A 26,903-nucleotide genomic window follows, 5' to 3' on the forward strand; every position below is an offset into this window, starting at 1 on the left:
GCTACAGGACTTCTGCGAGCTTGTCGCCCTTGGGGTGACGCCGGGCTTCGTCGGCCAGGGACTCGAGCAGGGCGGGGGCGTCGGTGCCGGTGCGCACCAGGGTCATCTGCCAGTCGTTCATGAAGCCCGCGCGGACGCTCTCCGCCAGGAAGGCGAGCATGCCGTCGTAGTAGCCGCCGGCGTTCAGGATGCCCACCGGCTTGTCGTGGTAGCCGAGCTGGCGCCAGGTCCAGATCTCGAACAGTTCCTCGAAGGTGCCGATGCCGCCGGGCAGGGCCAGGAAGGCGTCGGCGCGTTCGCCCATCATGGCCTTGCGCTCGTGCATGGTGTCGACCACGTGCAGCTCGTCGCTCTGGCGGTTGGCGAGTTCCTTGTCGACCAGGGCCTTGGGAATGATGCCGACCACCCGGCCGCCGGCCGCGCGGGTGGCCTCGGCCACGGTGCCCATGAGGCCGGTGCGGCCGCCGCCGTAGACCAGCTGGCCGCCGCGCTCGCCGATCCAGCGGCCGACCGCCTGCGCCACGGCGGTGAATTCAGGGCGCTCGCCGGGACGCGAGCCGCAATAGACGCAAATCGAGAAAGAGGGGGAAGTCATCATCCCCCGATCATGCCGCGGGCCTGAGACTTTGCGGGACAGACCAAGAAACTGCGCAGCAGTTTTTGCTCTGTCCTCGACTTCCTGAGACCTTGTGGGACAGACCAACAAACTGCGCAGCAGTTTTTGCTCTGTCCTCAATTGACTAGAAGAATTTTTGCCACAAGGCGGCCAGCCAGACGCCAACGCACAGCAGGATCGACAGCAGCACCGCCGCGCTGCCCAGGTCCTTGGCGGCCTTCGACAGCGAATGCCATTCGGGCCCGATGCGGTCGATGGCGGCTTCGATCGCGCTGTTGAGCAGTTCGACGATCAGCACCAGCACCACTGTGGCGACCAGCAGCGCCACCTCGACCCAGCTGCGGCCGACCCAGAAGGCGGCCGGGACCATGACGACGGCGCAGGCCACTTCTTCGCGGAAGGCGGCCTCGCGCCAACCGGCGCGAAAGCCGTTCACCGAGATCAACGCGGCGTGCCAGACGCGCTGGATGCCGCGCCGCAGGGCCTGCGGATTGACCGGATCGGAGCCGTTCATCGCCGGCTCATCGGCTTGGAGGTGATCAGCCGGGTGCCGGCCCAGGCGTCGTGCCAGAACTGGCGCTCGGGATGGAAACGCGCCAGCAGGGCCCAGACCGCCACCCAGCCGAGGACCAGCACGGAGGCTTCGCCGCCGCCGAGCTTGAACGGCGCGATGAGCGCGAGCGGCGGCAGGAACCAGACCCAGCTGAGCAGGTAGCGCAGCAGCGCCCGGCCCTGGCTCAACGCCCGGCCCCGGCGGTCGACCACGCGGATGCCCCAGGTCTTCATGGCCAGGGTCTGGCCCTTGGCCCAGAAAAAGACGAAGTAGACGCCGAAGACGATGAACAGGAAGGCCTGCAGCAGATGCCGGCGCGAATCCATCGCGTCACGCATCTGGCCCAGGGTGCTGAAGAGCCAGCCGGCGACGAACACCACCGCGAACAGCAGCATGCCTTCGTAGAGCCAGCAGGCCATGCGGCGCCAGAGACCGGGCGTGCCCGGCAGCGGGGACGCGGCGTCGCCGCCGGCAGCCGTGTGCGGTCCGGTCGGGCCGGAGAGTGTGGATGCCATCGACGATCAGGGCGCCGACGATGGCTGTTCGGTCTGGCGGACCGGCGGGGTCGATGCCACCGGCGGCTCCGCGGCGGGGGCGTTGGGGGTTGGCGGCGGCACCTGCGCTTCGGCGGAGACGGGCGGGCTGAACGAGGGCGCCGGGGCGACCGGGCGCGCGACGACCGTCGGCGCGGTCGGTGGCGCCAGCTGGATGCGCGGCGTGTGCTGAGGGTCGGGGCCGGCCGCGGGCACCGGCACCAGCTTCTGGAGCGGCACTGGCCGGATGGCCGCGGCGGCGCCCGGCGAGGTCGTCGGAGCGCTGGCGGCAAGCCGGCTCTTTTCCTCGTCGCTGAGGGCCTGGTAGGCCTCCCACTTGGCCTTGCGCTCATCGGCGGGCAAGCGCTTCGCGTCGGCGAAATTGAGACGCGCCTGCGCCCGCTCCTGGTTGCTCAGCTTGGCCCACTCTTCCATGCGGCTATGCAGGATCTCGCGGTCTGCGGTCGACATCTCCGCGTAATCACGCACGATCGCGAGCCATTTGCGCTTATGGGGCTCGGTCAATTCATCCCAAGTGGACGCCAGGGGCTCCAAAGCCCTCTGCTGACGCGCGGTCAGATCGCGCCAAGCGGGCTTGGCGACGGCCTTGGCCGCCGGAGCCGGTGCCTTGGCGGGCGGGGCGTCGGCGGGCGGCCCGGCCGCGGTCTCGAACGCGACCAGCACCAGCGCCGCGAACAAGACACCGGCCGCGGAAGAGAGGGGAAGTGAAGGCAGCATTCGTCGCGGGGAGGAATCAGCGCTCGCCAGCGTCGCTGGTCTTCAGGAACTGGGCGAAGCCGGGGTCGGTGTAGGCCGCGGGCGGCAGGTCATCGGTCAGGAGTGCCGAGTCGACTTCCGCCAGTTCGTCGGTACGGCGTTCTTCCTGGATCACGCTGATCGCCATCAGGCCCGCCACCAGCGCCACCAGCGGCACCACCGAGCCGATGCGCGTCCACCAGCCGCCACCCAGGACGGCGGCGCGGCCGCTGGCCACCACCACCGGGACCGATCGGAGTTCGGGTGCGGTCTTGCGGCGTGCCACGGCCTGCACGCGGGCAGCGCGCAAGCGCTCGCCAACCTCGTGCGAGAGATCGAGGTTGCCGGCAGACAGGCGCGCGGCGACCCGGCGGCCGAATTGCTCTTCGAAGGCAACGGCGGACCCTGTCGGGGTGGTGTTAGTCGGTTTCATAGCGAAATTCCCTTGGCTCTGAGCGCCTTGCTCAAGGCGTGCACTGCCCGCGAACAGTGGGTCTTGACGCTCCCTTCGGAGCAGCCCATCGCGGCGGCCGTCTCGGCGACGTCCATTTCCTCCCAGTAACGCATTAGAAAGGCCTCGCGTTGACGTCCTGGCAGTGCGGCAATTTCTTCTTCGATCTCGTGAAAGATCTGCGTGCGCCGGGTGGCGTCCTCGGCGCTCTCGCTTTCGCGCGTGTCGGTCGGGGCCTGGACGTGTTCCAGAAGGTCGAAATCGCCGTCGTCGTCGATCGATTCGAAATCGCTCAGGTTCGAGAACAGGGCCCGCCGGGTCTTCTGGCGCCGGAACCAGTCGAGCGTGCAGTTCGAGAGGATCCGCTGGAACAGCATCGGCAGCTCGTTGGCCGGCTTGTCCCCGTAGTGCTCGGCCAGCTTCATCATGCTGTCCTGCACGATGTCGAGCGCTGCCTCTTCGTCCCGGACGTGGTAGACGGAACGCTTGAATGCCCGTCGTTCGACGCTCTTCAGGAAGTCGGAAAGTTCTTTTTCAGTGGCCAAGCGAATCCGGCGCCGGGGAAGTGCGCCGCGTGGGGAAAAGTCTCGGGGACGTTTGTCTTTTTGTCGCCGCGAATTATGCCCCGGTGCCCGAAGGGCTCGCTCGGGCCGCCAATCGGGGTTCCTCCATGTCATAATCCGCCTTGCAAGTCAAAAGGCAAACGGGTCACGGTCCGGCGGTATACAGATACGCTCATGGTTGTGGCCTCAAGTCCTGACGCGGCTTCAAAAGAGCTGGCGAAGGGGCACCCAAGGTTTTTCGTTCCCGAAAAAACACAAAGGTTCATCATGGAAATCTCCAAGGCGGAACTCACTTCCGCAGCAGCCGCATCCTCCGGGATGGGCAACCAAACCCAAGAACTCATGGGCGCCGAGGTGCTGGTCAAGGCACTGCAGGCCGAGGGCGTCAAGTACGTCTGGGGCTACCCCGGCGGCGCGGTTCTCTACATCTACGACGCCTTCTACAAGCAGGACACCATCCAGCACGTGCTGGTGCGCCACGAGCAGGCCGCCGTCCACGCGGCCGATGGCTATGCCCGCGCCACCGGCGACGTCGGCGTCGCCCTGGTCACCTCCGGTCCGGGCCTGACCAACGCGGTCACCGGCATCGCGACGGCCTACATGGACTCGATCCCGATGGTGATCATCTCGGGGCAGGTGCCGACCGCGGCGATCGGCCTCGACGCCTTCCAGGAATGCGACACCGTCGGCATCACGCGGCCGATCGTCAAGCACAACTTCCTCGTCAAGGATCCCAAGGACCTGGCGATGACCATGAAGAAGGCCTTCCACATCGCCCGCAGCGGCCGCCCCGGCCCGGTGGTGGTCGACGTGCCGAAGGATGTCTCCTTCAAGAAGGTCCCCTACAGCGGCTATCCCGACAAGGTCGAGATGCGCTCGTACAACCCGGTGCGCAAGGGCCACGGCGGCCAGATCCGCAAGGCGCTTCAGCTGCTGCTGACGGCCAAGCGCCCCTATATCTATACCGGCGGCGGCGTGCTGCTCGGCAACGCCACCAACGAACTCCGCACCCTGGTCGACATGCTCGGCTATCCGGTCACCAACACGCTGATGGGCCTGGGCGCCTATCCGGCCAGCGACCGCAAGTTCCTCGGCATGCTGGGCATGCACGGCACCATCGAAGCCAACAACGCGATGCAGAACTGCGACGTGCTGCTGGCCGTGGGCGCGCGCTTCGACGACCGCGTGATCGGCAACCCGAAGCACTTCGCCCAGAACGAACGCAAGATCATCCACGTCGACATCGACCCGTCGAGCATCTCCAAGCGCGTCAAGGTCGACATCCCGATCGTCGGCGACGTCAAGGACGTGCTGACCGAGCTGATCTCGATGATCCGCGAGAGCACGACCCGGCCAGATGCCGGCGCGCTGGCCAGCTGGTGGAGCACCATCGAGGAATGGCGCGGCAAGGACTGCCTCAAGTACGACCGTGGCAACAAGGAAGTGATCAAGCCGCAGTACGTCATCGAGACGCTGTGGAACATGACCAAGGACGCCGACACCTACATCACCTCCGACGTCGGCCAGCACCAGATGTGGGCGGCGCAGTACTACCGCTTCGACGAGCCGCGGCGCTGGATCAATTCGGGCGGGCTGGGCACCATGGGCGTGGGCATTCCGTACGCGATGGGCATCAAGCTCGCCAAGCCGGAGTCGGAAGTGTTCTGCGTCACCGGCGAGGGTTCGGTGCAGATGTGCATCCAGGAGCTCTCGACCTGCCTGCAGTACAACACGCCGATCAAGATCTGCTCGCTCAACAACCGCTACCTGGGCATGGTGCGCCAGTGGCAGGAAATCGAGTATTCGGGCCGCTACAGCCACAGCTACATGGACGCGCTGCCCAACTTCGTGAAGCTGGCCGAGGCCTATGGCCACGTCGGCCTGCTGATCGAACGGCCGCAGGACGTGGAGCCGGCGTTGCGCGAGGCGCGCAAGCTCAAGGACCGCACCGTGTTCATGGACTTCCGCACCGATCCGACCGAGAACGTGTTCCCGATGGTCAAGGCCGGGATGGGCATCACCGAGATGCTGCTGGGTTCCGAAGACCTCTAGCGCGAGCGAAAGCGAAGCCACAAGTCCCCGGTTCGCAAAACCGGGTTTCAACTTTTAATTGACGAATCTATTGTCCGTCGAGCCCGCGCATTACCGTGCACGGGGGAGGGCGGCGAAAAGAGGAGTCCTGCTGACATGAAACACATCATTGCCGTGCTGCTCGAGAACGAGCCCGGTGCACTCTCCCGCGTCGTCGGCCTGTTCTCGGCCCGTGGCTACAACATCGAATCGCTGACTGTCGCGCCGACCGAGGATCCGAGCCTCTCGCGCATGACCATCGTCACCGCCGGCTCGGACGATGTGATCGAGCAGATCACCAAGCACCTGAACCGCCTGATCGAGGTCGTCAAGGTGGTCGACCTGACCGAAGGCGCCTACACCGAGCGCGAGCTCATGATGGTGAAGGTGCGCGCGGTCGGCAAGGAGCGCGAAGAAATGATGCGCATGGCCGAGATCTTCCGCGGCCGCATCATCGACGTGACCGACAAGAGCTACACCATCGAGCTCACCGGCGACCACGGCAAGAACGACGCCTTCCTCGAAGCCATCGATCGCGGGGCGATCCTCGAGACGGTCCGTACCGGCGCCAGCGGCATTGGCCGCGGCGAGCGCATCCTGCGCGTCTGAACCCATCCATCCACACACCAGCGAATCAACGAAGGAGCACTCTCATGAAGGTTTATTACGACAAGGACGCCGACCTCAGCCTGATCAAGGGCAAGACCGTCGCGATCATCGGCTACGGCAGCCAGGGCCATGCGCACGCGCAGAACCTGAACGACAGCGGCGTGAAGGTCGTGGTCGGCCTGCGCAAGGGCGGCGCATCGTGGGACAAGGTCGGCAAGGCCGGCCTCAAGGTCGCCGAAGTCGCGGATGCGGTGAAGTCCGCCGACGTCGTCATGATCCTGCTGCCCGACGAGCAGATCGCCAGCGTCTACAAGAACGACGTCGCGCCGAACATCAAGGAAGGCGCTTCGCTGGTCTTCGCCCACGGCTTCAACGTGCACTACGGCTTCGTGCAGCCGCGTGCCGACCTCGACGTCTGGATGGTCGCCCCGAAGGCGCCCGGCCACACCGTGCGCAGCACCTACACCCAGGGCGGCGGCGTGCCCCACCTCGTGGCCGTGCACCAGGACAAGAGCGGCAAGGCGCGCGACCTGGCGCTGTCCTACGCCACCGCCAACGGCGGCGGCAAGGCCGGCATCATCGAGACCAACTTCCGCGAAGAGACCGAGACCGACCTGTTCGGCGAACAAGCGGTCCTGTGCGGCGGCACGGTCGAGCTGATCAAGGCCGGCTTCGAGACGCTGGTGGAAGCCGGCTACGCGCCCGAGATGGCGTATTTCGAATGCCTGCACGAGCTCAAGCTGATCGTCGACCTGATCTATGAAGGCGGCATCGCCAACATGAACTACTCGATCTCGAACAACGCCGAATACGGCGAGTACGTGACCGGCCCGCGCATCGTCACCGACGAGACCAAGAAGGTCATGAAGCAGGTGCTGAAGGACATCCAGACCGGCGAATACGCCAAGAGCTTCGTGCTCGAAGCCGCCGCCGGCCAGCCCGCGCTGATCAGCCGCCGCCGCATCAATGCCGAGCATCAGATCGAAGTCGTCGGCGAGCAGCTGCGCGCGATGATGCCCTGGATCAAGAAGAACAAGCTGGTCGACCAGACCCGCAACTGATCCGGATTCTTTCCGATGCAAGAAGGGCCACCCTGCGGTGGCCCTTTTTCATGGAGGCGCGCTGTGCGCCTGAACTAAACTGCCACCGATGTTTGCCATCTCCCGTCCTGCCCCGTCCCCGAGCCCCTTTCGCACTGGAGGCCGACCCCATGCATGACGACACGCTTCCGGACGACGTTCCGACGCGCAAGCGGCGCAAGGGCATCTACATCCTGCCGAACCTGTTCACGCTGGCGGCCTTGTTCGGTGGTTTCTACTCGGTCGTGATGGCCATGAACGCGCGCTTCGACCTGGCCGCGCTCGGCGTCTTCGCGGCCATGGTGCTCGACAGCCTGGACGGGCGCGTGGCGCGCATGACCAATACGCAAAGCGCCTTCGGCGAGCAGATGGACTCGCTGTCCGACATGGTGTCGTTCGGCGCCGCGCCGGCCCTGATCGCCTACGAGTGGTCGCTCAAGGGACTGGGCCGCTGGGGCTGGATCGCGGCCTTCGTCTACTGCGCCTGCGCGGCGCTGCGGCTGGCGCGTTTCAACGTCAACACCGGGGTGGTCGACAAGCGCTGGTTCCAGGGCCTGCCGTCGCCGGCGGCGGCGGCGCTGGTGGCCGGCTTCATCTGGCTCGTGACCGAGTGGGGCAAGCGGGGCGGCGAGGTTCTGTACCTGTCGTGGAACCAGATCACCTGGATCACCTTCGCCTTCACGCTGTATGCGGGGCTGTCGATGGTGACCAATGCGCCGTTCTACAGCTTCAAGGACATCCAGGTGAAGCGCAGCGTGCCGTTCGCCGTGATCGTGCTGATCGCGCTCGGCATCGCGGTCATCAACATCCACCCGCCGACCGTGCTGTTCGGCGTCTTCGTCGCCTATGGGCTGAGCGGCTACGTGGTGTACGCATGGCGCAAGGCCAAGGGGCAGCAGGTGAGCGTGATCAGTATCTCGACGGACGAGCCCGACGAACGCGGGCTCCACAATTGAGCCGCACTGTGCTACATTCGAAACCCTCATGAACAAGATTTCGCTGGCCCTACTACTGATCCCCTTCGGGCGGAGACGGTAGAGCGCGCGCGCAAATCCCTCACCACGGCCCGTTCGCACCAGCAACGGGCCGTTTTGTTTGGGGTTGCTGGTGGACTCCCAACCACAGCGAGAAATCCAAGATGTTGAAGCAACCCGACCGCAAGTACCGCGCCTTCGCCCCGATCGCATTGAAGGACCGCACCTGGCCCGACGCCGTGCTGACCCGCGCGCCGATCTGGCTGTCGACCGACCTGCGCGACGGCAACCAGGCGCTGGTGGAGCCGATGGACATCGCCCGCAAGATGAAGATGTTCGAGACGCTGGTGGCGATCGGCTTCAAGGAAATCGAAGTGGGCTTTCCCTCGGCCTCGCAGGTCGAGTTCGATTTCGTGCGCAAGCTGATCGAGGAAGATCGCATCCCCGACGACGTCACGATCCAGGTGCTCACGCAGGCCCGCGACCACCTGATCGAGCGCACCTTCGAGGCGCTGCAGGGCGCGCCGCGCGCCATCGTGCACCTCTACAACGCGGTGGCGCCGATCATGCGGCGCGTGGTGCTGGGCATGGACGAGAACCAGATCGTCGAGCTCGCGACCACCCATGCGCGCATGTTCAACGACTGCGCCGCCAGGCAGCCGGCCACGCAGTGGACCTTCCAGTACTCGCCCGAGATGTTCTCGGGCACCGACCTCGCGTTTTCCAAGCGGGTGGTCGATGCGGTCACCGAGGTCTGGGCGCCGACGCCCGAGCGCAAGTGCATCGTCAACCTGCCGTCGACGGTCGAGCATTCGACGCCGAACATCTTCGCCGACATGATCGAATGGATGCACCGCCATCTCGCGCGCCGTGACGCGATCGTGCTGTCGGTGCATCCGCACAACGACCGCGGCACCGGCACGGCAGCCGGCGAGTTCGCCCTGATGGCCGGCGCCGATCGCATCGAAGGCTGCCTGTTCGGCAACGGCGAGCGCACCGGCAACCTCGACCTGGTGAACGTGGCGCTCAACCTCTACACCCAGGGCGTGTCGCCCGAGCTCGATTTCTCGAACATCGACGAGATCCGCGCCATCGTCGAGCATTGCAACCAGCTGCCCGTGCACCCGCGCCATCCGTACGTGGGCGACCTGGTCTACACCTCGTTCTCGGGCTCGCACCAGGACGCGATCAAGAAGGCCTTCAGCGACCGCAAGGACGGCGACATCTGGGACATGCCGTATCTCCCGATCGATCCGAAGGACGTCGGCCGCAGCTACGAGGCCGTGATCCGCGTCAACAGCCAGTCGGGCAAGGGCGGCATCGCCTACCTGCTCGAAAGCGAATACGGGCTCGAGTTGCCGCGTCGCCTGCAGATGGAGTTCAGCCAGACCGTGCAGCGGGTGATGGACGTCGCCGGCAAGGAGCTCACCGCGGCCGACCTCTATGCGCTGTTCGAGCGCGAGTACGGCGTGCGCGACGACAACGGCCCGCAGCACCAGGTGCTCGAAGAGCAGGGCGAAGGCGCCGCCGCATCGGTGGTGCTGCGCGCCGACCTGCCGTGGGAGGGCGACATCCGTCCGATCGAAGGCCGCGGCAACGGACCGATCGACGCCTTCATCCACGCCCTGGCCGGTGCCACCGGGCACGCGATCCGCGTGATCGACTACCACCAGCACGCGATCGGCGCCGGTGCCGACGCCCAGGCGGTCGCCTACCTCGAACTGCGCGTCGACGAAGCGATGACGCTGTTCGGTGTCGGCATCGATGCCAATATCATTTCGGCCTCGCTGAAAGCCATCGTTTCGGGGTTGACCCGGGCGCGGGCACGGGGCGCGCACAGCGCACAATCGGTGGCTGAAACCGCGTAAGGCGACGCACGGACGCGCCCGATGGGCGCGTCCCGGCACAAGGAGACCACGATGGCTGACAAACTGATCATTTTCGACACCACCCTGCGCGACGGCGAACAGTCGCCCGGTGCCTCCATGACCAAGGACGAGAAGCTGCGCATCGCGCGCCAGCTCGAGCGGCTGCGGGTCGACGTCATCGAGGCTGGCTTCCCGGCCAGCTCGAACGGCGACTTCGATGCCGTGAGCGCGATCGCCAAGGCGATCAAGGACTCGACCGTCTGCGGCCTGTCGCGCGCCAACGACCGCGACATCTCGCGCGCGGCCGAGGCGCTCAAGGGGGCGGCCAACGGGCGCATCCACACCTTCATCGCGACCTCGCCATTGCACATGGAGAAAAAGCTGCGGATGACGCCCGACGAGGTGTTCGAGCAGGCGAAGCTGGCGGTGCGCTTCGCCCGCAACCTGGTGGCCGACGTCGAGTTCAGCCCCGAGGACGGCTACCGCAGCGACCCGGACTACCTGTGCCGGGTGCTCGAGGCCGTGATCCAGGAAGGCGCCACCACGATCAATGTGCCGGACACCGTGGGCTACGCCATTCCCGAGCTCTACGGCAACTTCATCAAGTCGCTGCGCGAGCGCATCCCGAACAGCGACAAGGCCATCTGGTCGGTCCATTGCCACAACGACCTCGGCATGGCGGTGGCCAATTCGCTGGCCGGCGTCAAGATCGGCGGCGCCCGCCAGGTCGAATGCACCATCAACGGGCTGGGCGAGCGCGCCGGCAACTGCTCGCTCGAAGAGATCGTGATGGCGGTCAAGACCCGCAAGGACTACTTCGGCCTCGAGATGGGCATCGACACGCGCCACATCGTGGCCGCCAGCCGGATGGTCAGCCAGACCACCGGATTCGTGGTGCAGCCGAACAAGGCGGTGGTGGGGGCCAATGCCTTCGCCCATGCCTCCGGCATCCACCAGGACGGCGTGCTCAAGGCCCGCGACACCTACGAGATCATGCGGGCCGAGGACGTCGGCTGGAGCGCCAACAAGATCGTGCTGGGCAAGCTCAGCGGCCGCAACGCCTTCAAGCAGCGCCTGCAGGACCTGGGCGTTACCATGGACAGCGAGGCCGACATCAACGCAGCCTTCGCCCGCTTCAAGGAACTGGCCGACAGAAAAAGCGAAATATTTGACGAAGACATCCTCGCTTTGGTCAGCGACGGAGAGCTCTCGCACGTTGGTGAGCAGTTCAGCTTTGTATCCTTGTCGCAACATAGTGAAACAGGTGAACGGCCCCAGGCCCGCATCGTCTTCACCGTGCAGGGCAAGGAGGTCACGGGCGAGTCCGACGGCAACGGTCCGGTCGACGCGTCCCTGAAGGCGATCGAGGCCCATGTGAAGAGCGGGGCCGAGATGGTGCTCTATTCGGTCAATGCGATCAGTGGATCGACCGAGAGCCAGGGGGAAGTGACGGTGCGTCTGCAGAATGCCGGCCGGGTGGTCAACGGGGTCGGCGCCGATCCCGACATCGTGGTCGCTTCGGCAAAAGCATACTTAAGTGCTCTCAACAAGTTGCAGAGCCAAGCTGAGAGAGTGGCTGCACAAGGTTAGGTTTTCGGTGCTCCTTGTATTCGATTTGAAGAAGAGGGTGCAAGTAACTGATATTGCGTGTCTTTTTTGATTTCGTTTACACTGCGGTACCTTTTATCGCCGCTGGAGAGTTTTGAATGTCTGAAGCCCGTTCCTACCGAGTTTCCAGCCAGCGGTTCCTACCCACCCTCCGCCTTGCCGCCGTCGTTCTCTGTACGACGGCGTTTTTGTTGCCCGGCGCGCAGGCCACCACCGCCGCCAAGAAGAAGACGGCCGTGAGCGCCGACTCGAGCCGCAAGGCCGCGTCGGGCGCCAGCGCGAAACACGCCGGCGGCAAGCCGGTCGCGAAGGTTGACAAAGCCGACAAGAGCGTGAGCGGCGGACGCAACGTGGTGGCGACGATCCGCCAGAAGAATGGCAAGACCGTGGTGGCCGTGCAGCGCCGCTCGATCGTCCGCGTCGCGGAAGCCGCGCCGGCGCGCCAGTCCTTCGGACAGATGGCCGGCCTGCACAGCACCGAAGACGCACTCGACCTGAAGTCCAGCGTGGCCCTGGTGATCGACCAGGACACCCAGGAAGTCCTGTTCAGCAAGAACGACCACGCCGTGCTGCCGATCGCATCGTTGACCAAGCTCATGACCGGCCTGCTGATCAGCGAGGCCAAGCTGCCCTCCGATGAACTGATCACCATCACCCAGGACGACGTCGACACCGAGAAATTCAGCCGCTCGCGGCTGGTGGTGGGCACCAGCCTGCCGCGCGGGGAACTGCTGCACCTGGCGCTGATGTCGAGCGAGAACCGTGCGGCCCATGCCCTCGGCCGCACCTACCCTGGCGGCCTGTCCACCTTCGTGAGCATCATGAATGCCAAGGCCAAGATGCTCGGCATGAAGGACACGAGCTACGTTGAGCCGACCGGCCTGTCGAGCCGCAACCAGTCGAGCGCCCAGGACCTGGCCCTGCTCGTGAATGCCGCCTACGCCGACGCGACCGTGCGTCAGCTGTCGACCTCGCCCGAATACCAGGTGGAAGTCGGCAACCGTACGCTGCAGTTCAACACCACGAACCGCCTGGTCAAGAGCCCGGATTGGGACATCGGGGTGCAGAAGACCGGCTACATCTCGGAAGCCGGCCAGTGCCTGGTCATGCAAGCCAAGATCGCCGGTCGCAAGCTGATCATGGTGTTCCTGGATTCGGCCGGCAAGTTCAGCCGGATCGGGGATGCGGAGCGGGTCCGCCGCTGGGTCGAGGCGACCCATATGGGCAGGCCGAATCCGGGGATGCAGCAGGCTTTTGCGCACGCTGCCAGCTGAGGGCGGGGGGAGCGGGGACCTCTAGTCAGTTGAGGACAGAGCAAAAACTGCTGCGCAGTTTTTGGTCTGTCCCGCAAGGTCTCACGAAGCGACCGCCTGGTCGGCCTTGTACCCCAACGCGCCTGAAATCTCGTTGGCGGTGGCTTGCAGCTTCGGCAGCCAGCCCTCGTCGAGCCGGTCGGCCGGTGCCGAGATCGACAGGCCCGCGACCAGCTTGCCCTGGTCGTCGTAGATGCCGGCGGCCATGCAGCGCACGCCGAGCTCGAGTTCCTCGTTGTCGCGTGCGATGCCGTACTGGCGGGCCTTGGACAATTCGCGCTCCAGGGCCGGCAATTGCGTGATGCTGTTGCGCGTGTGGCCGGCCAGGCCGGTCCGGGTGGCGTAGCTGCGGATGCGCTGGGGCTCGTCGACCGCCAGGAACAGCTTGCCGGTCGAGGTGAGGTGCAGCGGCGCCCGGCCACCGATGGCCCGCACCACCTGCATGCCCGAGCGCTCGCTGTAGGCGCGCTCGATATAGACGATCTCGTCGCCCTGGCGCATGCTGAGGTTGACCGGCTGCTGGGTGAGCTTGTGCAGTTCCCGCATCGGCGTCAGCGCCGCGTCGCGCACATTGAGCCGGCCCTTGACCAGATTGCCCAGCTCCAGCAGCCGCATGCCGAGCCGGTAGCTGCCGGCCTCGGGCCGGTCGACGAAGCGGCCGACAGCCAGGTCGTTGAGGATGCGGTGCGTGGTCGACGGATGCAGGCCCGTCTTTTCGCTGATTTCCTTGAGGGAAATCGCTTCTTCACGCGACGCCAGCACATCGATGAGCGAAAACATCCGCTCGATGACCTGGATCACGGGGGTGGCGGGAACGTCAGATTGTGGTTTTCTCATGTGCAACGCGGTGGGAGACCGGTCGCCATTTTACTTGGTGAAATGGGTTTGCGGTTGCCAGCGACCGTCGATCAGCACTTCGTGCGGCGTAAAGCGTGCCTTGTAGTTCATCTTGGCGCTGCCTTCGATCCAGTAGCCGAGGTAGACGTGGGGCAGGGCGAGCTTGCGGGCCTGTTCGATCTGCCACAGCACGCTGTAGTTGCCGTAGCCGGCGCCCGGCTCGGGCTCGTAGAAGGTGTAGACCGCCGACAGACCATCGTTCAGCACGTCGAGGATGGAGACCATCTTGAGGGCGCCGGCGCTGCCGTCGGGGAGCGTCTCGCGGAACTCGACCAGCCGCGAGTTGACCCGGCTCTGGAGCAGGAACTGGGTGTACTGGTCGATGCTGTCGTGGTCCATGCCGCCACCCGAATGGCGGCCGTTCTGGTAGCGCAGGTAGAGCTGGTAGTGCTCGGGCACGAAGCACAGCTTGAGCACCCGGGCCTGCAGGTTGGCGTGGCGCGTCACGGCGCGGCGCTGGCTGCGATTGGGCTTGAATTCGTTGGCCAGCACGCGCAGCGGCACGCAGGCGCTGCAACCGTCGCAATACGGTCGGTAGGTGAACATGCCGCTGCGGCGGAAGCCGCTCAGCACCAGGTCCGAGTAGGCGTCGTTGTGGATCAGGTGGCTCGGCGTGGCGACCTGCGAACGCGCCTGCCGGTCCGGCAGATAGCTGCACGGATAGGGGGCCGTTGCGTAGAACTGCAGCGTGTGGAGCGGGAGATCCTTGAGGTGCGTCACGTCGGGTTGGAGCTTCGCGCAGGCAGGAGTTCATTCCAGTATACGGGCTCGAAGCGCCAGACAGGGCCGGGTTCCCGGCGCGCGTGGGCGACGTGCGACACGAAGCGCTGGCGCGGCATTTCGCGGGCCCCGAGACTGGCGAGATGGCTGGTCTTCTGCTGGCAGTCGATCATGGCGATGCCATGGCGGCGGCAGAACGCGACCAGGGCCGCCAGCGCGATCTTGGAGGCGTCGGGACGGCGCGTGAACATCGATTCGCCGAACACCGCGCGGCCGATGGCGACGCAATAAAGGCCGCCAGCCAGCGCGCCGTCGATCCAGGTCTCGATGCTGTGGGCATGGCCGGCCCGGTGCAGATCGCCGTAGGCGGCCAGCATCTCCGGCAGGATCCAGGTGCCGGACTGGCCGGCCCGCGGTGCCTGGGAGCAGGCCGAGATGACGGTCTCGAAGCTGTGGTCGAAGCGGATTTCGCAGCGCGGCGAGTCGCGGAAGGCGGTGAGGGTCTTGCGCAGCGAGCGGTGCAGCCTGAAGTCGGCCGTCTGGAGCACCATGCGCGGGTCGGGGCTCCACCAGAGGATCGGCTGGCCCTCGCTGAACCATGGGAAGATGCCGCTGCCATAGGCCTGCAGCAGACTGGCGACGTCGAGGCTGCCGCCGGCCGCCAGCAGGCCGGGCACGGGATCGGCATCGCCCCAGGCCAGGGCGGCATCGGGCAGGGGATCTCCAGGATCGAGCCAGGGCAGTTGCATGGTCGGAGGTATACACGGCTTCGGACGGGTCGCATCCGTTGCACAAGCCGAATGATCGCCAAAACCCTATAGTCGTTCCTGCACCCGCAAAAAAATGCCCCCAACAAAGCAAGAGGACCCACGGTGACCACAGATACGAATCCCATGCGCTTCGGCAGCGGCCAGGCCGTCAGACGGCTCGAGGACGAGAAGCTGCTGGCCGGCGCCGGCCGCTACACCGACGACGTCGCACCGGCGGGCCAGAGCTGGCTTTGCTTCGTGCGCTCGCCCTATCCGCATGCGCGGCTGGTGACGGTCGATACGGCGGCGGCCCGCGGGATGCCCGGCGTGCTCGGCGTCTTCACCGGGGCCGACCTGGACCGGGCCGGTGTCAAGCCGATGCCGGGAGCGCCCTTCAAGCGCGCCGACGGCGCCGACTGCGCGACGCCGCTGCGCCGCGTGCTGGCGCTGGAGCGCGTGCGTTTCGTCGGTGAGCCAGTCGCCGTCGTGGTCGCCCAGACCCTGGTCCAGGCGCGCGATGCGGCCGAGGCGGTGATGGTCGACTACGAAGAGCTGCCGATGGTGGTCGACCTGCGGACTGCGACCGCCGAAGGCGCGCCGCTGATCTGCGACGAGGGCACCGGCAACATCGCGGCCGAGATGCGCCACGGCAGCGCCGAAGCGACCGCGGAGGCCTTCTCCAAGGCCAGCCACGTGGTGGCGCTCGACGTCGTCAACCAGCGCGTGGTCGCGCTGACGATCGAGCCGCGCACCGTGCTGGCCGAGTTCGACCCGGCCACCGACCGGATCACGATCCGGATGAGCACGCAGATGCCTTCCGGCGTGCGCGATTCGGTGTGCGACGCGATCGGCCTCGCGAAGGACAAGGTGCGCGTGGTGGTGGGCGACGTGGGCGGCGGCTTCGGCATGAAGACCGGCGCCTATCCCGAGGACATCGCGGTCGCCTACGCCGCCCGCGCGCTGCAGCGCCCGGTGAAGTGGGTGGCGGACCGCAGCGAAGAATTCCTGGCGACCTCGCACGGTCGCGACATCGAGGCCAAGGCCGAGCTGGCGCTCGACGCCCAGGGCCGGATCCTCGGCCTGCGCATCCGTACCCATGCCAACGTCGGCGCCTACGCGACCGCCACCGGGGTCGCGATCCAGCTGCTGATCGGCCCGTGGGTGCAGACCAGCGTCTACGACATCCAGACCATCGACTTCCACTTCAAGGCGGTGCTGACCAACACCGCGCCCACCGGCGCCTACCGCGGGGCCGGCCGGCCCGAGGCCATCTACACGATGGAGCGGCTGATGGACGAGGCGGCGCGCCAGACCGGCATCGACCGGATTGAACTGCGGCGGCGCAACTTCATCGGGCCGGCGCAGATGCCCTACAAGAATCCGATGCAGCAGGTCTACGACACCGGGGCCTTCGAATCGGTCATGGACCAGGCACTGGCGCTGGCCGACTGGCAGGGCTTCGATGCCCGGGCGGCCGAATCGAAGCGGCAGGGGCGGATGCGCGGACTGGGCATCGCCACCTTCCTCGAGTGGACCGGCGGCAACGTGTTCGAAGAGCGCGTGACGGTCGCGGTGCGCGCCGACGGCGTGATCGAGGTGTTCTCGGCCGTCAATGCGATGGGGCAGGGCATCGCGACCACCCTGGCGCAGCTGGTGGTCGACGCCTTCGGCGTGCCGATCGAGCAGGTGCACATCGTGCTGGGCGACACCGACCGCGGCGACGGCTTCGGCAGTGCCGGCTCGCGCTCGCTGTTCACCGGCGGCTCGGCGGTCCGGATCGGCGCCGAGCGCACCATCGAGAAGGGCCGCGAACTGGCGGCACAAGAACTCGAGGTGGCGACGGCCGATGTCGAATACGCGGCCGGCGTGTTCAAAGTGGCGGGCACCGACCTGAAGCTCGACCTGTTCACGCTGGCCGGCAAGCAGGCCGAGCAGCAGATCTTCGTCGACTCGACCAGCACGGTGTCGGGGCCGACCTGGCCGAACGGCTGCCACATCACCGAGATCGAGATCGATCCGCCCACGGGCGAGATCAGCGTGCAGACCTATGCCTCGGTCAATGACGTCGGCCGGGTGGTCAACCCGCTGATCGTGCGCGGCCAGCTCGAGGGCGGGGCGGTGCAGGGCATCGGCCAGGCGCTGTGCGAGCGGGTGGTCTACGACAGCGAGACCGGCCAGCCGCTGACCGGCAGCCTGATGGACTACGCGGCACCGCGCGCCGACATCATCGCCACCATGTTCCGCATGGAGATGGACGAATCGACGCCGTGCAAGAACAACCCGCTGGGGGTCAAGGGCGTGGGCGAGCTGGGGACCATCGGCGCCACGCCCGCGGTGGTGAATGCGGTGGCGGATGCGCTGGCGCGCAACGGGCTGGCGGATCGGACGCCGCATCTGGACATGCCGTTGACCCCGGATCGGGTCTGGCGGTTGATGCAGGCGGCCTAGGAAGATCTAGTCAGTTGGGGACAGAGCAAACAAACCGCTTCGCCGTTTGTTGGTCTGTCCCGCAAGGTCTCAGAAGCTTTCCATCGGCAATCCCACATAGTTCTCGGCCAGCGAGGTCGAAGCCGCATGCGAGTGCACCAGGTAGTCGAGCTCGGCCTCCTGGATCTTCTGGCCGAACTCGCCGGTGTCCGGGAAGCGGTGCATCAGCGAGGTGAACCACCATGAGAAGCGCTCGGCCTTCCAGACCCGGCGCAGGCAGAGGTCGGAGTAGCGGTCCAGGGCCGAGGGCGTCTTCTCGCCGTAGTAGATCTCGAAGGCGCGCGACAGGTAGCCGACGTCGGCCGTGGCCAGGTTCAGGCCCTTGGCCCCGGTCGGCGGCACGATGTGGGCGGCGTCGCCGGCCAGGAACAGGCTGCCGAAGCGCATCGGCTCGGCGACGAAGCTGCGCAGCGGGGCGATGCTCTTCTCGAGCGACGGGCCGGTCACGAGGCGGTCGCGGGCCTCGGGGTCGAGGCGCAGGCGCAGCTCGTTCCAGAAGGCCTCGTCGCTCCAGTTCTCGACCTTCTCTTCGGTCGGGACCTGGACGTAGTAGCGGCTGCGGGTGGCGCTGCGCATGCTGCACAGTGCAAAGCCGCGGGCGGTGTTGGCGTAGATCAGTTCGTGCGACACCGGCGGCACGTCGGCCAGCACGCCGAGCCAGCCGAAGGGGTAGATCTTCTCGTAGGTGTGCAGCGAATCGGCCGGCACGCTGGCGCGGCTGATGCCGTGGTAGCCGTCGCAGCCGGCGATGAAGTCGCATTCGACCTCGTGGGTGGCGCCGTCCTTCTGGTAGCGCACCCGGGGCCGGGCGGTGTCGAAGTCGTGCAGGCTGACCGACGCGGCGTTGTAGATGGTGGTCAGGCCGGCGGCCGCGCGCGCTTCCATCAGATCGCGGGTCACTTCGGTCTGGCCATACACCGTGACCTGCTTGCCGTCGGTCAGGCCGTGCAGGTCGATGCGGTGCCGGGCGCCCTTGAACAGCAGCTCAATGCCCTCGTGCGGCAGGCCCTCGGCCTTGGCCCGGGTGTCGACGCCGGCGCGGGCCAGCAGGTCCATCGTGATCTGCTCGAGCACGCCGGCGCGGATGCGGCCGAGCACGTAGTCCCCGCTCTGGCGTTCGAGAATGATGTTGTCGATGCCGGCCTTGTGCAGCAGCTGGCCGAGCAAGAGGCCGGCGGGGCCTGCACCGATGATGGCAACCTGTGTTCGCATGCGAGTCTCCTGAAGTTTGTGCAAGCGTAGGGCGTCGGCTCCGTTTCAGGGGACCCGGATGGCGCGCGCTGTGCGATCATGAAAGCACTTGCGCGATGATCGCGCAATCCCTTCCGACCATGACCATCGCCAAACCGGATTTCATCGAGGGCATCGCCAAGGGCATGGCCGTGCTCGAGAGCTTCGACACCGAGCGCCAGCGGCTCAATGCCACCCTGGCCGCCGAGCGGGCCGGGCTCACGCGCGCCGCGGCCCGGCGCCACCTGCTGACCCTGGCACACCTGGGCTACCTGGAAACCGACGGCAGCTATTTCTGGATGTCGCCCAAGGTGCTGCGCTTCTCGGGCAGCTACCTGGCGTCGTCGCGGCTGCCGCGGGCGTTGCAGCCGACCTTGAACCGCCTCGCGGCCCAGACCCAGGAATCGTTCTCGGCCGTGGTGCTCGACGGCGAGGAGGTGGTGATCGTCGCGCGCAGCGGCAGCTACGCGGCGCCGACCCGGGTGCTGGCCTATGGCCTGCATCTCGGGGCCCGGTTGCCGGCCCACGCGACTTCCACCGGCCGGGTGCTGCTGGCCGCGCTGAGTCCGGCCGAGCTCACCGCATGGCTCAAGGCGCGGCGGCTGTCGCGGCTGACGCCCCAGACCATCACCCAGGCGCGGGAACTGCGCCAGCGCATCGCGCAGGCCCGCAAGGACGATTTCTGCTTTGCCAGCGAAGAGCACGAACTCGGCGTCCAGGCATTGGCGGTGCCGCTGCGCGACATGCAGGGGCGCACGGTGGCGGCGCTCAACGTGGTGCTGTCCGGGGGGCGCTACCAGGAGGACGCGCTGCGCCGCGACCTGCTGCCGCTGCTGTTCGATGCGGCCAGAGAGGTCCGGGCCTTGCTGTGAGTCGCTACCATCTCGTTCGACCCACCGCGGATGACTGAACCATGCGACTGCTGCTGCTCGAAGACGACGTGATGATCGGCGAAGCCGTGCTCGACCTGCTGCGCGCGGAGCAGTACGCGGTCGACTGGGTCAAGGACGGCGACGCCGCCGACACCGCCCTGCGCACGCAGCAGTACGACCTGGTGCTGCTCGACCTCGGCGTGCCGCGCCGCGACGGGCTCGACGTGCTGCGCGCGCTGCGGGCCCGCAAGCAGCGCATGCCGGTGCTGATCGCGACCGCGCGCGACTCGGTCGCGCAGCGCATCGAGGGGCTCGATGCCGGCGCCGACGACTACGTGCTCAAGCCCTACGACCTCGACGAGCTGCTGGCCCGCATCCGGGCGCTGCTGCGGCGGGCCTCGGGGCGGGCCGAGCCGGTCTACGAGCACATGGGCGTGAGCGTCAATCCGGCCACGCGCGAGGTCACGGTGGCGGGCCAGCCGGTGATCCTGTCGGCGCGCGAATGGGCGGTGCTCGAGCCGCTGCTGGCCCGCCCCGGCATGGTGCTGTCGCGGGCCCAGCTCGAGGAGAAGCTCTACAGTTGGAAGGACGAGATCAGCAGCAACGCGGTCGAGGTCTACGTGCATGGGCTGCGCAAGAAGCTGGGCGCCGACCTGATCCGCAATGTGCGGGGGGTGGGGTACATGGTGCCGAAGGAATGAAGAGCGCAGCGCCGGGCCGCCCCAAGCAAGCTCGCGCCCCCTCGGGGGGCAGCGAGGACACGAAGTGCCGAGCGTGGGGGCATCGATGAAGTCCCTCAGGGCCCGGTTGCTGTGGTTCCTGCTCGCGGCGATCGTGCTGGCGGCCGGCACCCAGGCCTTCGCCACCTACCGTGCGGTGCTCGAGGCGGCCGACGACATCTTCGACCAGCACATGCAGCAGATGGCGCTCTCACTGCGTGCCGGCCTGCCGCCGAACTCCACAGTCGGCGGCCTTGGCGGCGGCGAGGAGAATTTCGAATTCATCGTCCAGATATGGACCCTGGACGGCAACCGGATCTTCGATTCGGCCGCCCAGTCGGCACTGCCGCAGCGCGCGGTGCTCGGCTTCTCCAACGTGAAGGCGCGCAGTACCACCTACCGTGTGTTCTCGCTGGCGACCGGCGCGCTGGTGATCCAGGTCGCGCAGGACATGGCGGCACGGCGCCGCATGGCCGGCACGCTGGCTTTGCGCACCGTCGGGCCGATCGTGCTGGCGGCGCCGCTGCTGATGCTGGTGGTCTGGTGGGTGGTGAGCCGCTCGCTGGCCCCGGTGGCCCGGGTCCGCCGGCAGGTGGCGACCCGGCAGGCCGACGACCTGTCGCCGCTCAACGAAGCCGACCTGCCCGAGGAGGTGCGGCCGCTGGTGCACGAGCTGAACCTGCTGTTCGTGCGGGTGCGCCAGGCCTTCGAGGCCCAGAAGCACTTCGTCGCCGACGCGGCGCACGAACTGCGATCGCCGCTGGCGGCGCTCAAGCTGCAGGTGCAGGGCCTGCAGCGTGCGGCCGACGATGCGACGCGCGAACTCGCGGTGGCCCGGCTGGCCGCCGGCATCGACCGGGCGACCCGGCTGGTCGAGCAGATGCTGGCCCTGGCGCGGCACGAGGCCAGCGCGGCGGCGGGCGCGCAGCCGGAAGCCGTCAGCCTGCCCGAGGTCGCGCGCCTGGCGATCTCCGACACCGTGGCCGCGGCCCAGTCGCGCGACATCGACATCGGGATCGCGCGGGCCGACCCGGCGACGGTGCAGGGCCAGCCGGAGGCGCTGCGCACCCTGCTGCGCAACCTGATCGACAACGCGGTGAAGTACACGCCGCCCGGCGGCCGCGTCGACGTCGGGATCGCCGCCGGAGCGGGCGTCGTCGAACTGAGCGTCGACGACAGCGGACCCGGCCTGCCCGAGAGCGAGCGCGAGCGCGTGCTCGACCGCTTCTATCGCGCGGGCCAGCCCCAGGCCCCCGGCAGCGGCCTGGGCCTGTCGATCGTCAAGTCGATCGCCGACCTGCACGGTGCGGCCGTGTCGCTGGATCGCTCGTCCCTCGGCGGCCTGCGCGTCCTGGTGCGCTTCTCCACCGTCTGACTGCCCCTGGCCGGCGCAGCCCGGCCCGTTGGTGAAACACCGCGGAACTGGCTTTGCCAGGCCGCTGGTGTTGCCCCCGGCAGGGGGTGGGCGCCCGGACACGAAGTGCCGGGCAACCTGGGGGCGAGCCCATTTAAGCCGGGCCTAAGGCTGGGGCCCGACATTCCTTTCGTGCTCTCTTCCCATACTCGAAAGGATTTCTGATGAAAACCGGTTTGACCTCGCCTCGCGCGCTCGTGCTTTCGCTGGCAGCCGCCGGCGTGATCGGTGCCGTCGGCACTGGCGCCTACACCAGCGCCCGTGCCGTGGCCGCGCCCCCGGCGCAGGCCGTTGCCGTCGCTGGCACCACCACCGCGCCGACGGTGACCATGCCCGACTTCTCCACCATCACCGCCCGCGACGGCCAGGCGGTGGTCAACATCAGCGTCACCGGCACCACCAAGACGGCCGCCGCCGAAGGCGGCCCGCAGATGGACCCGGACGATCCGATGTACGAGTTCTACCGCCGCTTCGGCGGCGGCCAGGGCCCGCGCGGCCAGCAGCAGCCGCAGCGCGAGACCCCGGTCCGTGGCCAGGGCTCGGGCTTCATCCTGAGCGCCGACGGCATCATCCTGACCAACGCCCACGTCGTGAAGGACGCCAAGGAAGTCACCGTCAAGCTGACCGACCGCCGCGAGTTCAGCGCCAAGGTGCTGGGGTCGGACCCCAAGACCGACGTCGCCGTGATCAAGATCGAGGCCAAGAACCTGCCCGTGCTGGCGGTCGGTAGCACCAAGGACCTGAAGGCGGGCGAATGGGTGCTGGCGATCGGCTCGCCGTTCGGTTTCGAGAACACCGTCACCGCCGGCGTGGTCAGCGCCAAGGGCCGCTCGCTGCCCGACGACGGCTACGTGCCCTTCATCCAGACCGACGTCGCAATCAATCCGGGCAACTCCGGCGGCCCGCTGCTCAACACGCGCGGCGAGGTGGTCGGCATCAACTCCCAGATCTACAGCCGCAGCGGCGGCTACCAGGGCGTCTCGTTCGCGATCCCGATCGAGGTCGCGATGCAGGTCAAGGACCAGATCGTCGCGACCGGCAAGGCCACCCATGCGCGCCTCGGCGTCGCGGTCCAGGAAGTGAACCAGGCCTTTGCCGATTCGTTCAAGCTCGACAAGCCCGAAGGCGCGCTGGTCTCGAACGTCGAGAAGGGCGGCCCGGCCGACCAGGCCGGCCTGCGCTCGGGCGACGTGATCCGCAAGGTCGACGGCGAGCCGATCGTTTCCTCGGGCGACCTGCCGGCCCTGATCGGCCAGAAGAAGCCGGGCAGCAAGATTGCGCTCGAGATCTGGCGCCAGGGTGCGCGCCAGGAAATCTCCGCCAAGCTGGGCGACGCGGCCGAGAAGGGCACCGCGGTGGCGAAGAACGAGGAGGGCGGCGCCAAGCAGGGCAAGCTCGGTCTCGCGCTGCGTCCGCTGCAGCCGCAGGAACAGCGCGAAGCCCAGGTCGACGGCGGCCTGCTGATCGCGGAGGTCGCGGGTCCGGCGGCGCTGGCCGGCGTGCAGACGGGCGATGTGCTGCTGGCCATCAACGGCACGCCGGCGAAGAGCATCGAGCAGGTGCGCGAGGTGGTGGCCAAGGCCGACAGGTCGGTGGCGCTGCTGATCCAGCGCGACGGCAACAAGATCTTCGTGCCGGTGCGCCTGGGCTGAGGCGCTGCCCTTTGCGGGCCGGCCGATTGCGACTTAGTGCCGGTCTCGCGGGGTGATCGTCAAGGCAGCGTGCAAAAGTGCCTTGGCGATCAAATCACCGCCCAGTAACAATCCAGGCTTCACTGTTCGAAAGGTTTCCCGGTGGCACTTCGCGATATAGCGCTGACTGTTCTCGAACTGGAACCCAATGAATTCCATTGGGTTCTGATGGAGGCAGTCCAGGCCGAGTCCGAGGATTGCCTGGGATTCAGGCCGATCGACTGCTCGACACAAGGTGTTCCGGACTATTCGGAAGCGCTCATCCAGGGCGCCTCGGCGCTGCGCGTGCTGCAGGGCCTCGCGCCTTTCGGCAAGCCGAAGACGCCGGTCAGCATCGGCGAGAGCACCGCGGCCGCCTTGCCCGACCCGGGCGGGGCGACCACCGCCTATTCGAGCGGACCGGACTCGTGCATGTTCACCACGGACCACTCCATCCTCTAGATTCAGGTCCTGCGTTCAACGGCCCTGGGCATCGAAGTACAGCGCCGTGACCGCGATCACCTGAGCCGCCCGCGAGCGGATGGTGCCTCGCTGGGACACGCCGCGAAGCACCAGCAACGGCGGGGCCGGCGTGCGGCAGGGTGCAGGGGACTGGCGATGGAAGCCGACCGCCGCGAACGGCAGCAGAAATCTGGCGGCGAACGTGTCGGGATGTTGCATCATCCTGAAGTTACGCGGCCGCCGCTCTTTCGCCCATCTCTCCGAAGGAGGCATGGCACCCCCAAAGCGGCATAGACCGGAAGGGCGGCCAGGCCGTTCGGGTATTCACCAAGGAGAGAATCGAACAATGACGAGACTGATCGTGCTGCAGAAGAACGGTTCGGCCAAGCAGGTCAACATGACCCGCACGCCCTTCGTCGTCGGCCGTGCCGACAGTTGCGACCTGGTGCTGGACAACCCGCTCGTGAGCCGCTCCCACGCGGTGTTCGAGGCCGTGGGCGACGCCATGACGATCCGCGATCTGCAGAGCCACAACGGGACCTATGTCAATGGCCAGCGGGTCGAGGACACCGCATTGAACAATGGCGACGAAATCAAGATCGGCGGCTACCAGATCCGCTTCCTGTCGCAGGGCAGTCCGATCGGGGCCGCGGAGGCGCTGCGCCTCGTGACCGTGCCGGGCCGCCTGGCCGACATCGACCTGCAACGGCTGAGCGCGAAGTCCTGATCCGCGCCAGCCTCGGTTGGCAACACACGCCGTTTGGCAGATTCCCGTCGACCCGTTTGCGGCGCAGAGTGTGCGCTCGACGACTCCGGGAGCACAGCATGGACTCTGAGGTCTTGACCCTTGGCGTACTGGCGATCCTGGCGGCGGGCGGCTGGTTGTTCGACGTCCTCGGTCACCGGGGGGCATCGCCGCTGCAGCGCCGCATGGTCCACCAGATCAAGAAATCGGCCGACACGATTCGCGGCGCGCCGCTGCGCTGATCCGATCCGCGATCCGTCATCGGGAGGACGTCGGGCGGTTCTTTTTCCGTGAACAATAGCGCCCATGCTCACCCGCACCCTCGTTGGCCACCTCAAGATTTGCGATGGATCGATTCTCTGGGCCGACGAAGACGCGCACACGCTGCTCGACTATCCGTCGGGCGCGCTCACGGACATGCCCTTCGACGACGTCCTGCCGCCCGCGTCCGCCAACGAGATGAAGCTCCCGGCGCGCGGCGCGGTCGATGGCCGCCGGGTCGTGTTGCGGGCCCGGCACGGCCACACGATCATGGCCGACCTGCGCGGCGAGCGCATGGACGACCACTGCGTCCTGTGGAGCTTCACGCCGACGGCCCGCGGCGTGCGCGGCGAGCGGCTCGACCTGCTGTCGCGCCATGACGCGCTCACGCGGCTGCCCAATCGCGTGCCCTCGGCCGAGGAACTGAACCCTGCGCCGGTGCGCAACGGCGACGGCGAGCGCCTGCTGGCGGTCTGCTACCTCGACCTCGACCGCTTCCGCGACATCAACGAGAGCTTCGGTCCGGTGGGCGGGGATGCGGTGCTGCGCGAGGTGGCGCGCCGCCTGAAGGCCGCGGTGCCGAACGATGCCAGCGTCGCCCGGGTCGGCGGCGACGAGTTCGCGCTGCTGCTGTTCGTCAATGACGCGGCGCACTCCGAGGCGCTGCTGGAACAGATCCTGGCGCGGCTCGCGCATCCGTTCCGGCTGCAGGACCGTTCGACGCGGCTGCGCACCAGCGTCGGCGTCTCGCTGATGCGCCAGGGCGAGCAGCCGACCGAAGTCATGCTGCAGCAAGCGCAGCACGCGGTGTTCTTCGCCAAGCGGGCCGGTGGCAGCCAGGTCCATTTCTTCGACGCCGGCCTGGCTCACGAGGAACAGCAGGAACAGCAGATCCGCGAGCGGATCCAGGCGGGCCTGGCGAACCACGAGTTCCTGCTGGCCTACCAGCCCAAGGTCGACATGCTGTGCGGCCGGGTGATCGGCTTCGAGGCCCTGGTCCGCTGGCAGCATCCCGAGCGGGGGCTGCTGCAGCCATCCGCCTTCGTGCCGATGATCGAGGACCACGAACTGGTGGAGCAGCTCGGCGACTGGGCCATCGGCGAGGCGGTGCGGCAGGCGGCCGACTGGCTGGCCGCGGGGGTCAAGACCTCGGTCAGCGTCAACATCAGTCCGCGCCACCTGCTGCGGCCGGACTTCATCGAGCGGCTCGGCTTTCACCTGGGCCGCTTTCCGCAGCTGCACGCGGGCGTGCTCGAGCTCGAGATTCTCGAGACCACCGCCATCAAGGACTTCGGCGCCGTCGCCGATTTCATCGGTGCCTGCAAGGCGCTCGGCGTGCCGGTGGTCATGGACGACTTCGGCACCGGCTATTCGTCGCTGACCTACCTTCGGCGCCTGCCCGTGACTGCGCTCAAGCTCGACCAGTCCTTCGTGCGCGGCATGCTCGAAGACCCGGAGGACGAGGCGATCATCCGCGGCATCCTTGTGATGGCACGCGGCTTCGGCCGCAAGACCATCGCCGAGGGGGTCGAGTCGGTGGCGCACGGCAATGCGCTGCTGGCCCTCGGCTGCACGCTCGGGCAGGGCTATGGCATCGCCAAGCCGCTGCCGGCCGCCGAGGTGCCGGCATGGATCGCAGCGTTCGAGCAGGCGCCGCCCTGGGGCCGGGCGGCGGGCTGCTGAG

At 67.3% G+C, this 26,903-nt stretch carries 27 protein-coding genes; 16 read left to right on the plus strand and 11 right to left on the minus strand.

The genetic code is table 11. From position 1 onward, the window contains the following. Position 1 precedes the first annotated feature (1 nt). The 6 genes from QTI68_RS35675 to QTI68_RS35700 all read right to left on the minus strand — a co-directional run bounded on the left by QTI68_RS35675 (position 2) and on the right by QTI68_RS35700 (position 3,454). On the minus strand, positions 2-595 hold the full coding sequence (locus QTI68_RS35675) for an LOG family protein (protein ID WP_286528942.1): 594 nt from the start codon (positions 593-595) through the stop codon (positions 2-4). Positions 596-740: 145 nt separating this feature from the next. After that, complete coding sequence (locus tag QTI68_RS35680; protein ID WP_286528801.1) at positions 741-1,130, minus strand: diacylglycerol kinase; 390 nt, start codon at positions 1,128-1,130, stop codon at positions 741-743. Continuing rightward, positions 1,127-1,684 carry an RDD family protein gene (locus tag QTI68_RS35685; protein ID WP_286528803.1) on the minus strand — a complete coding sequence of 186 codons (558 nt, stop codon included), beginning with the start codon at positions 1,682-1,684 and terminating at the stop codon, positions 1,127-1,129. The genes QTI68_RS35680 and QTI68_RS35685 overlap by 4 nt, the downstream gene beginning before the upstream one ends. Before the next feature lie 6 nt (positions 1,685-1,690). After that, positions 1,691-2,401: a DUF3106 domain-containing protein gene (locus QTI68_RS35690; protein ID WP_286528805.1), complete on the minus strand. Its 711-nt coding sequence runs from the start codon at positions 2,399-2,401 to the stop codon at positions 1,691-1,693. A 55-nt stretch (positions 2,402-2,456) separates the two neighbouring features. Next, positions 2,457-2,891, minus strand: a complete 435-nt coding sequence (locus QTI68_RS35695) for a DUF3619 family protein (RefSeq protein ID WP_286528807.1) — start codon at positions 2,889-2,891, stop codon at positions 2,457-2,459. Next, a complete protein-coding gene (locus tag QTI68_RS35700; RefSeq protein ID WP_286528809.1) occupies positions 2,888-3,454 on the minus strand; it encodes an RNA polymerase sigma factor in 567 nt (188 codons plus the stop codon). Before QTI68_RS35700 ends, QTI68_RS35695 begins: the two co-directional genes overlap by 4 nt. A gap of 285 nt (positions 3,455-3,739) precedes the next feature. Between QTI68_RS35700 and QTI68_RS35705 the strand changes: the two genes are divergently transcribed. From QTI68_RS35705 to QTI68_RS35735, 7 genes are all read left to right on the plus strand, one after another. Then, positions 3,740-5,524, plus strand: a complete 1,785-nt coding sequence (locus QTI68_RS35705) for an acetolactate synthase 3 catalytic subunit (protein WP_286509036.1) — start codon at positions 3,740-3,742, stop codon at positions 5,522-5,524. Between the two features lie 135 nt (positions 5,525-5,659). Continuing rightward, complete coding sequence (gene ilvN, locus QTI68_RS35710; protein WP_076998466.1) at positions 5,660-6,151, plus strand: acetolactate synthase small subunit; 492 nt, start codon at positions 5,660-5,662, stop codon at positions 6,149-6,151. Between the two features lie 44 nt (positions 6,152-6,195). Beyond that, positions 6,196-7,212: a ketol-acid reductoisomerase gene (gene ilvC / locus QTI68_RS35715; protein WP_286368026.1), complete on the plus strand. Its 1,017-nt coding sequence runs from the start codon at positions 6,196-6,198 to the stop codon at positions 7,210-7,212. A 149-nt stretch (positions 7,213-7,361) separates the two neighbouring features. After that, positions 7,362-8,186, plus strand: coding sequence for a CDP-diacylglycerol--serine O-phosphatidyltransferase (pssA, locus tag QTI68_RS35720; protein ID WP_286528811.1), 825 nt, complete (start codon positions 7,362-7,364; stop codon positions 8,184-8,186). 182 nt (positions 8,187-8,368) lie between these two features. Further along, a complete protein-coding gene (leuA, locus tag QTI68_RS35725; RefSeq protein ID WP_286528813.1) occupies positions 8,369-10,072 on the plus strand; it encodes a 2-isopropylmalate synthase in 1,704 nt (567 codons plus the stop codon). Between the two features lie 51 nt (positions 10,073-10,123). After that, positions 10,124-11,662, plus strand: coding sequence for a 2-isopropylmalate synthase (locus QTI68_RS35730; RefSeq protein WP_286528815.1), 1,539 nt, complete (start codon positions 10,124-10,126; stop codon positions 11,660-11,662). Between the two features lie 116 nt (positions 11,663-11,778). Then, entirely contained in the window at positions 11,779-12,954 is a 1,176-nt protein-coding gene (locus tag QTI68_RS35735; protein WP_286528821.1) for a serine hydrolase, read from the plus strand. A gap of 81 nt (positions 12,955-13,035) precedes the next feature. Here the strand turns inward: QTI68_RS35735 and QTI68_RS35740 are convergent, their stop codons facing one another. From QTI68_RS35740 to aat, 3 genes are read right to left on the minus strand one after another with little or no spacing between them, the layout of a single operon-like run. Next, positions 13,036-13,830, minus strand: a complete 795-nt coding sequence (locus tag QTI68_RS35740; protein WP_286528823.1) for an IclR family transcriptional regulator — start codon at positions 13,828-13,830, stop codon at positions 13,036-13,038. A 30-nt stretch (positions 13,831-13,860) separates the two neighbouring features. Then, positions 13,861-14,610 (minus strand): arginyltransferase, encoded by a 750-nt coding sequence (locus tag QTI68_RS35745; RefSeq protein WP_286528825.1) that lies wholly within the window; start codon positions 14,608-14,610, stop codon positions 13,861-13,863. Next, on the minus strand, positions 14,607-15,359 hold the full coding sequence (gene aat / locus QTI68_RS35750) for a leucyl/phenylalanyl-tRNA--protein transferase (protein WP_286528827.1): 753 nt from the start codon (positions 15,357-15,359) through the stop codon (positions 14,607-14,609). The genes QTI68_RS35745 and aat overlap by 4 nt, the downstream gene beginning before the upstream one ends. Positions 15,360-15,482: 123 nt before the next feature. On the opposite strand from aat, the gene QTI68_RS35755 reads away from it, so the two are divergent. After that, a complete protein-coding gene (locus QTI68_RS35755; RefSeq protein ID WP_286528829.1) occupies positions 15,483-17,807 on the plus strand; it encodes a xanthine dehydrogenase family protein molybdopterin-binding subunit in 2,325 nt (774 codons plus the stop codon). 69 nt (positions 17,808-17,876) lie between these two features. On the opposite strand, the gene pobA is transcribed toward QTI68_RS35755, so the two are convergent. Then, positions 17,877-19,058 carry a 4-hydroxybenzoate 3-monooxygenase gene (gene pobA / locus QTI68_RS35760; RefSeq protein ID WP_286528831.1) on the minus strand — a complete coding sequence of 394 codons (1,182 nt, stop codon included), beginning with the start codon at positions 19,056-19,058 and terminating at the stop codon, positions 17,877-17,879. Between the two features lie 119 nt (positions 19,059-19,177). Here pobA and QTI68_RS35765 point away from each other — a divergent pair, with 119 nt between their 5' ends. The 5 genes from QTI68_RS35765 (at position 19,178) to QTI68_RS35785 (ending at position 24,213) form a co-directional block, all read left to right on the plus strand. Next, positions 19,178-19,948 carry an IclR family transcriptional regulator domain-containing protein gene (locus tag QTI68_RS35765; RefSeq protein WP_286528833.1) on the plus strand — a complete coding sequence of 257 codons (771 nt, stop codon included), beginning with the start codon at positions 19,178-19,180 and terminating at the stop codon, positions 19,946-19,948. Positions 19,949-19,989: 41 nt separating this feature from the next. After that, on the plus strand, positions 19,990-20,649 hold the full coding sequence (locus QTI68_RS35770; protein WP_286528835.1) for a response regulator: 660 nt from the start codon (positions 19,990-19,992) through the stop codon (positions 20,647-20,649). Between the two features lie 85 nt (positions 20,650-20,734). Then, a complete protein-coding gene (locus QTI68_RS35775) occupies positions 20,735-22,042 on the plus strand; it encodes an ATP-binding protein (protein WP_286528837.1) in 1,308 nt (435 codons plus the stop codon). Positions 22,043-22,245: 203 nt separating this feature from the next. Next, on the plus strand, positions 22,246-23,733 hold the full coding sequence (locus QTI68_RS35780) for a DegQ family serine endoprotease (protein WP_286528839.1): 1,488 nt from the start codon (positions 22,246-22,248) through the stop codon (positions 23,731-23,733). Between the two features lie 207 nt (positions 23,734-23,940). Further along, a complete protein-coding gene (locus tag QTI68_RS35785) occupies positions 23,941-24,213 on the plus strand; it encodes a hypothetical protein (RefSeq protein ID WP_286528840.1) in 273 nt (90 codons plus the stop codon). Positions 24,214-24,228: 15 nt separating this feature from the next. Here QTI68_RS35785 and QTI68_RS35790 read toward each other — a convergent pair whose 3' ends face one another. After that, the gene (locus QTI68_RS35790; RefSeq protein WP_286528842.1) at positions 24,229-24,435 is read right to left on the minus strand and encodes a hypothetical protein; all 207 of its coding nucleotides are present in this window, start codon (positions 24,433-24,435) and stop codon (positions 24,229-24,231) included. A 124-nt stretch (positions 24,436-24,559) separates the two neighbouring features. Between QTI68_RS35790 and QTI68_RS35795 the strand changes: the two genes are divergently transcribed. The 3 genes from QTI68_RS35795 to QTI68_RS35805 all read left to right on the plus strand — a co-directional run bounded on the left by QTI68_RS35795 (position 24,560) and on the right by QTI68_RS35805 (position 26,902). Then, positions 24,560-24,940 (plus strand): FHA domain-containing protein, encoded by a 381-nt coding sequence (locus QTI68_RS35795; protein WP_286528844.1) that lies wholly within the window; start codon positions 24,560-24,562, stop codon positions 24,938-24,940. A 98-nt stretch (positions 24,941-25,038) separates the two neighbouring features. Continuing rightward, positions 25,039-25,200: a hypothetical protein gene (locus QTI68_RS35800; RefSeq protein WP_286528846.1), complete on the plus strand. Its 162-nt coding sequence runs from the start codon at positions 25,039-25,041 to the stop codon at positions 25,198-25,200. 64 nt (positions 25,201-25,264) lie between these two features. Further along, entirely contained in the window at positions 25,265-26,902 is a 1,638-nt protein-coding gene (locus tag QTI68_RS35805; RefSeq protein WP_286528848.1) for a putative bifunctional diguanylate cyclase/phosphodiesterase, read from the plus strand. Position 26,903 lies beyond the last annotated feature (1 nt).

Origin of the sequence: Variovorax sp. J31P207, from assembly GCF_030316965.1 — a bacterium.
Taxonomy (GTDB): Bacteria; Pseudomonadota; Gammaproteobacteria; order Burkholderiales; family Burkholderiaceae_C; genus Variovorax; species Variovorax ginsengisoli_B.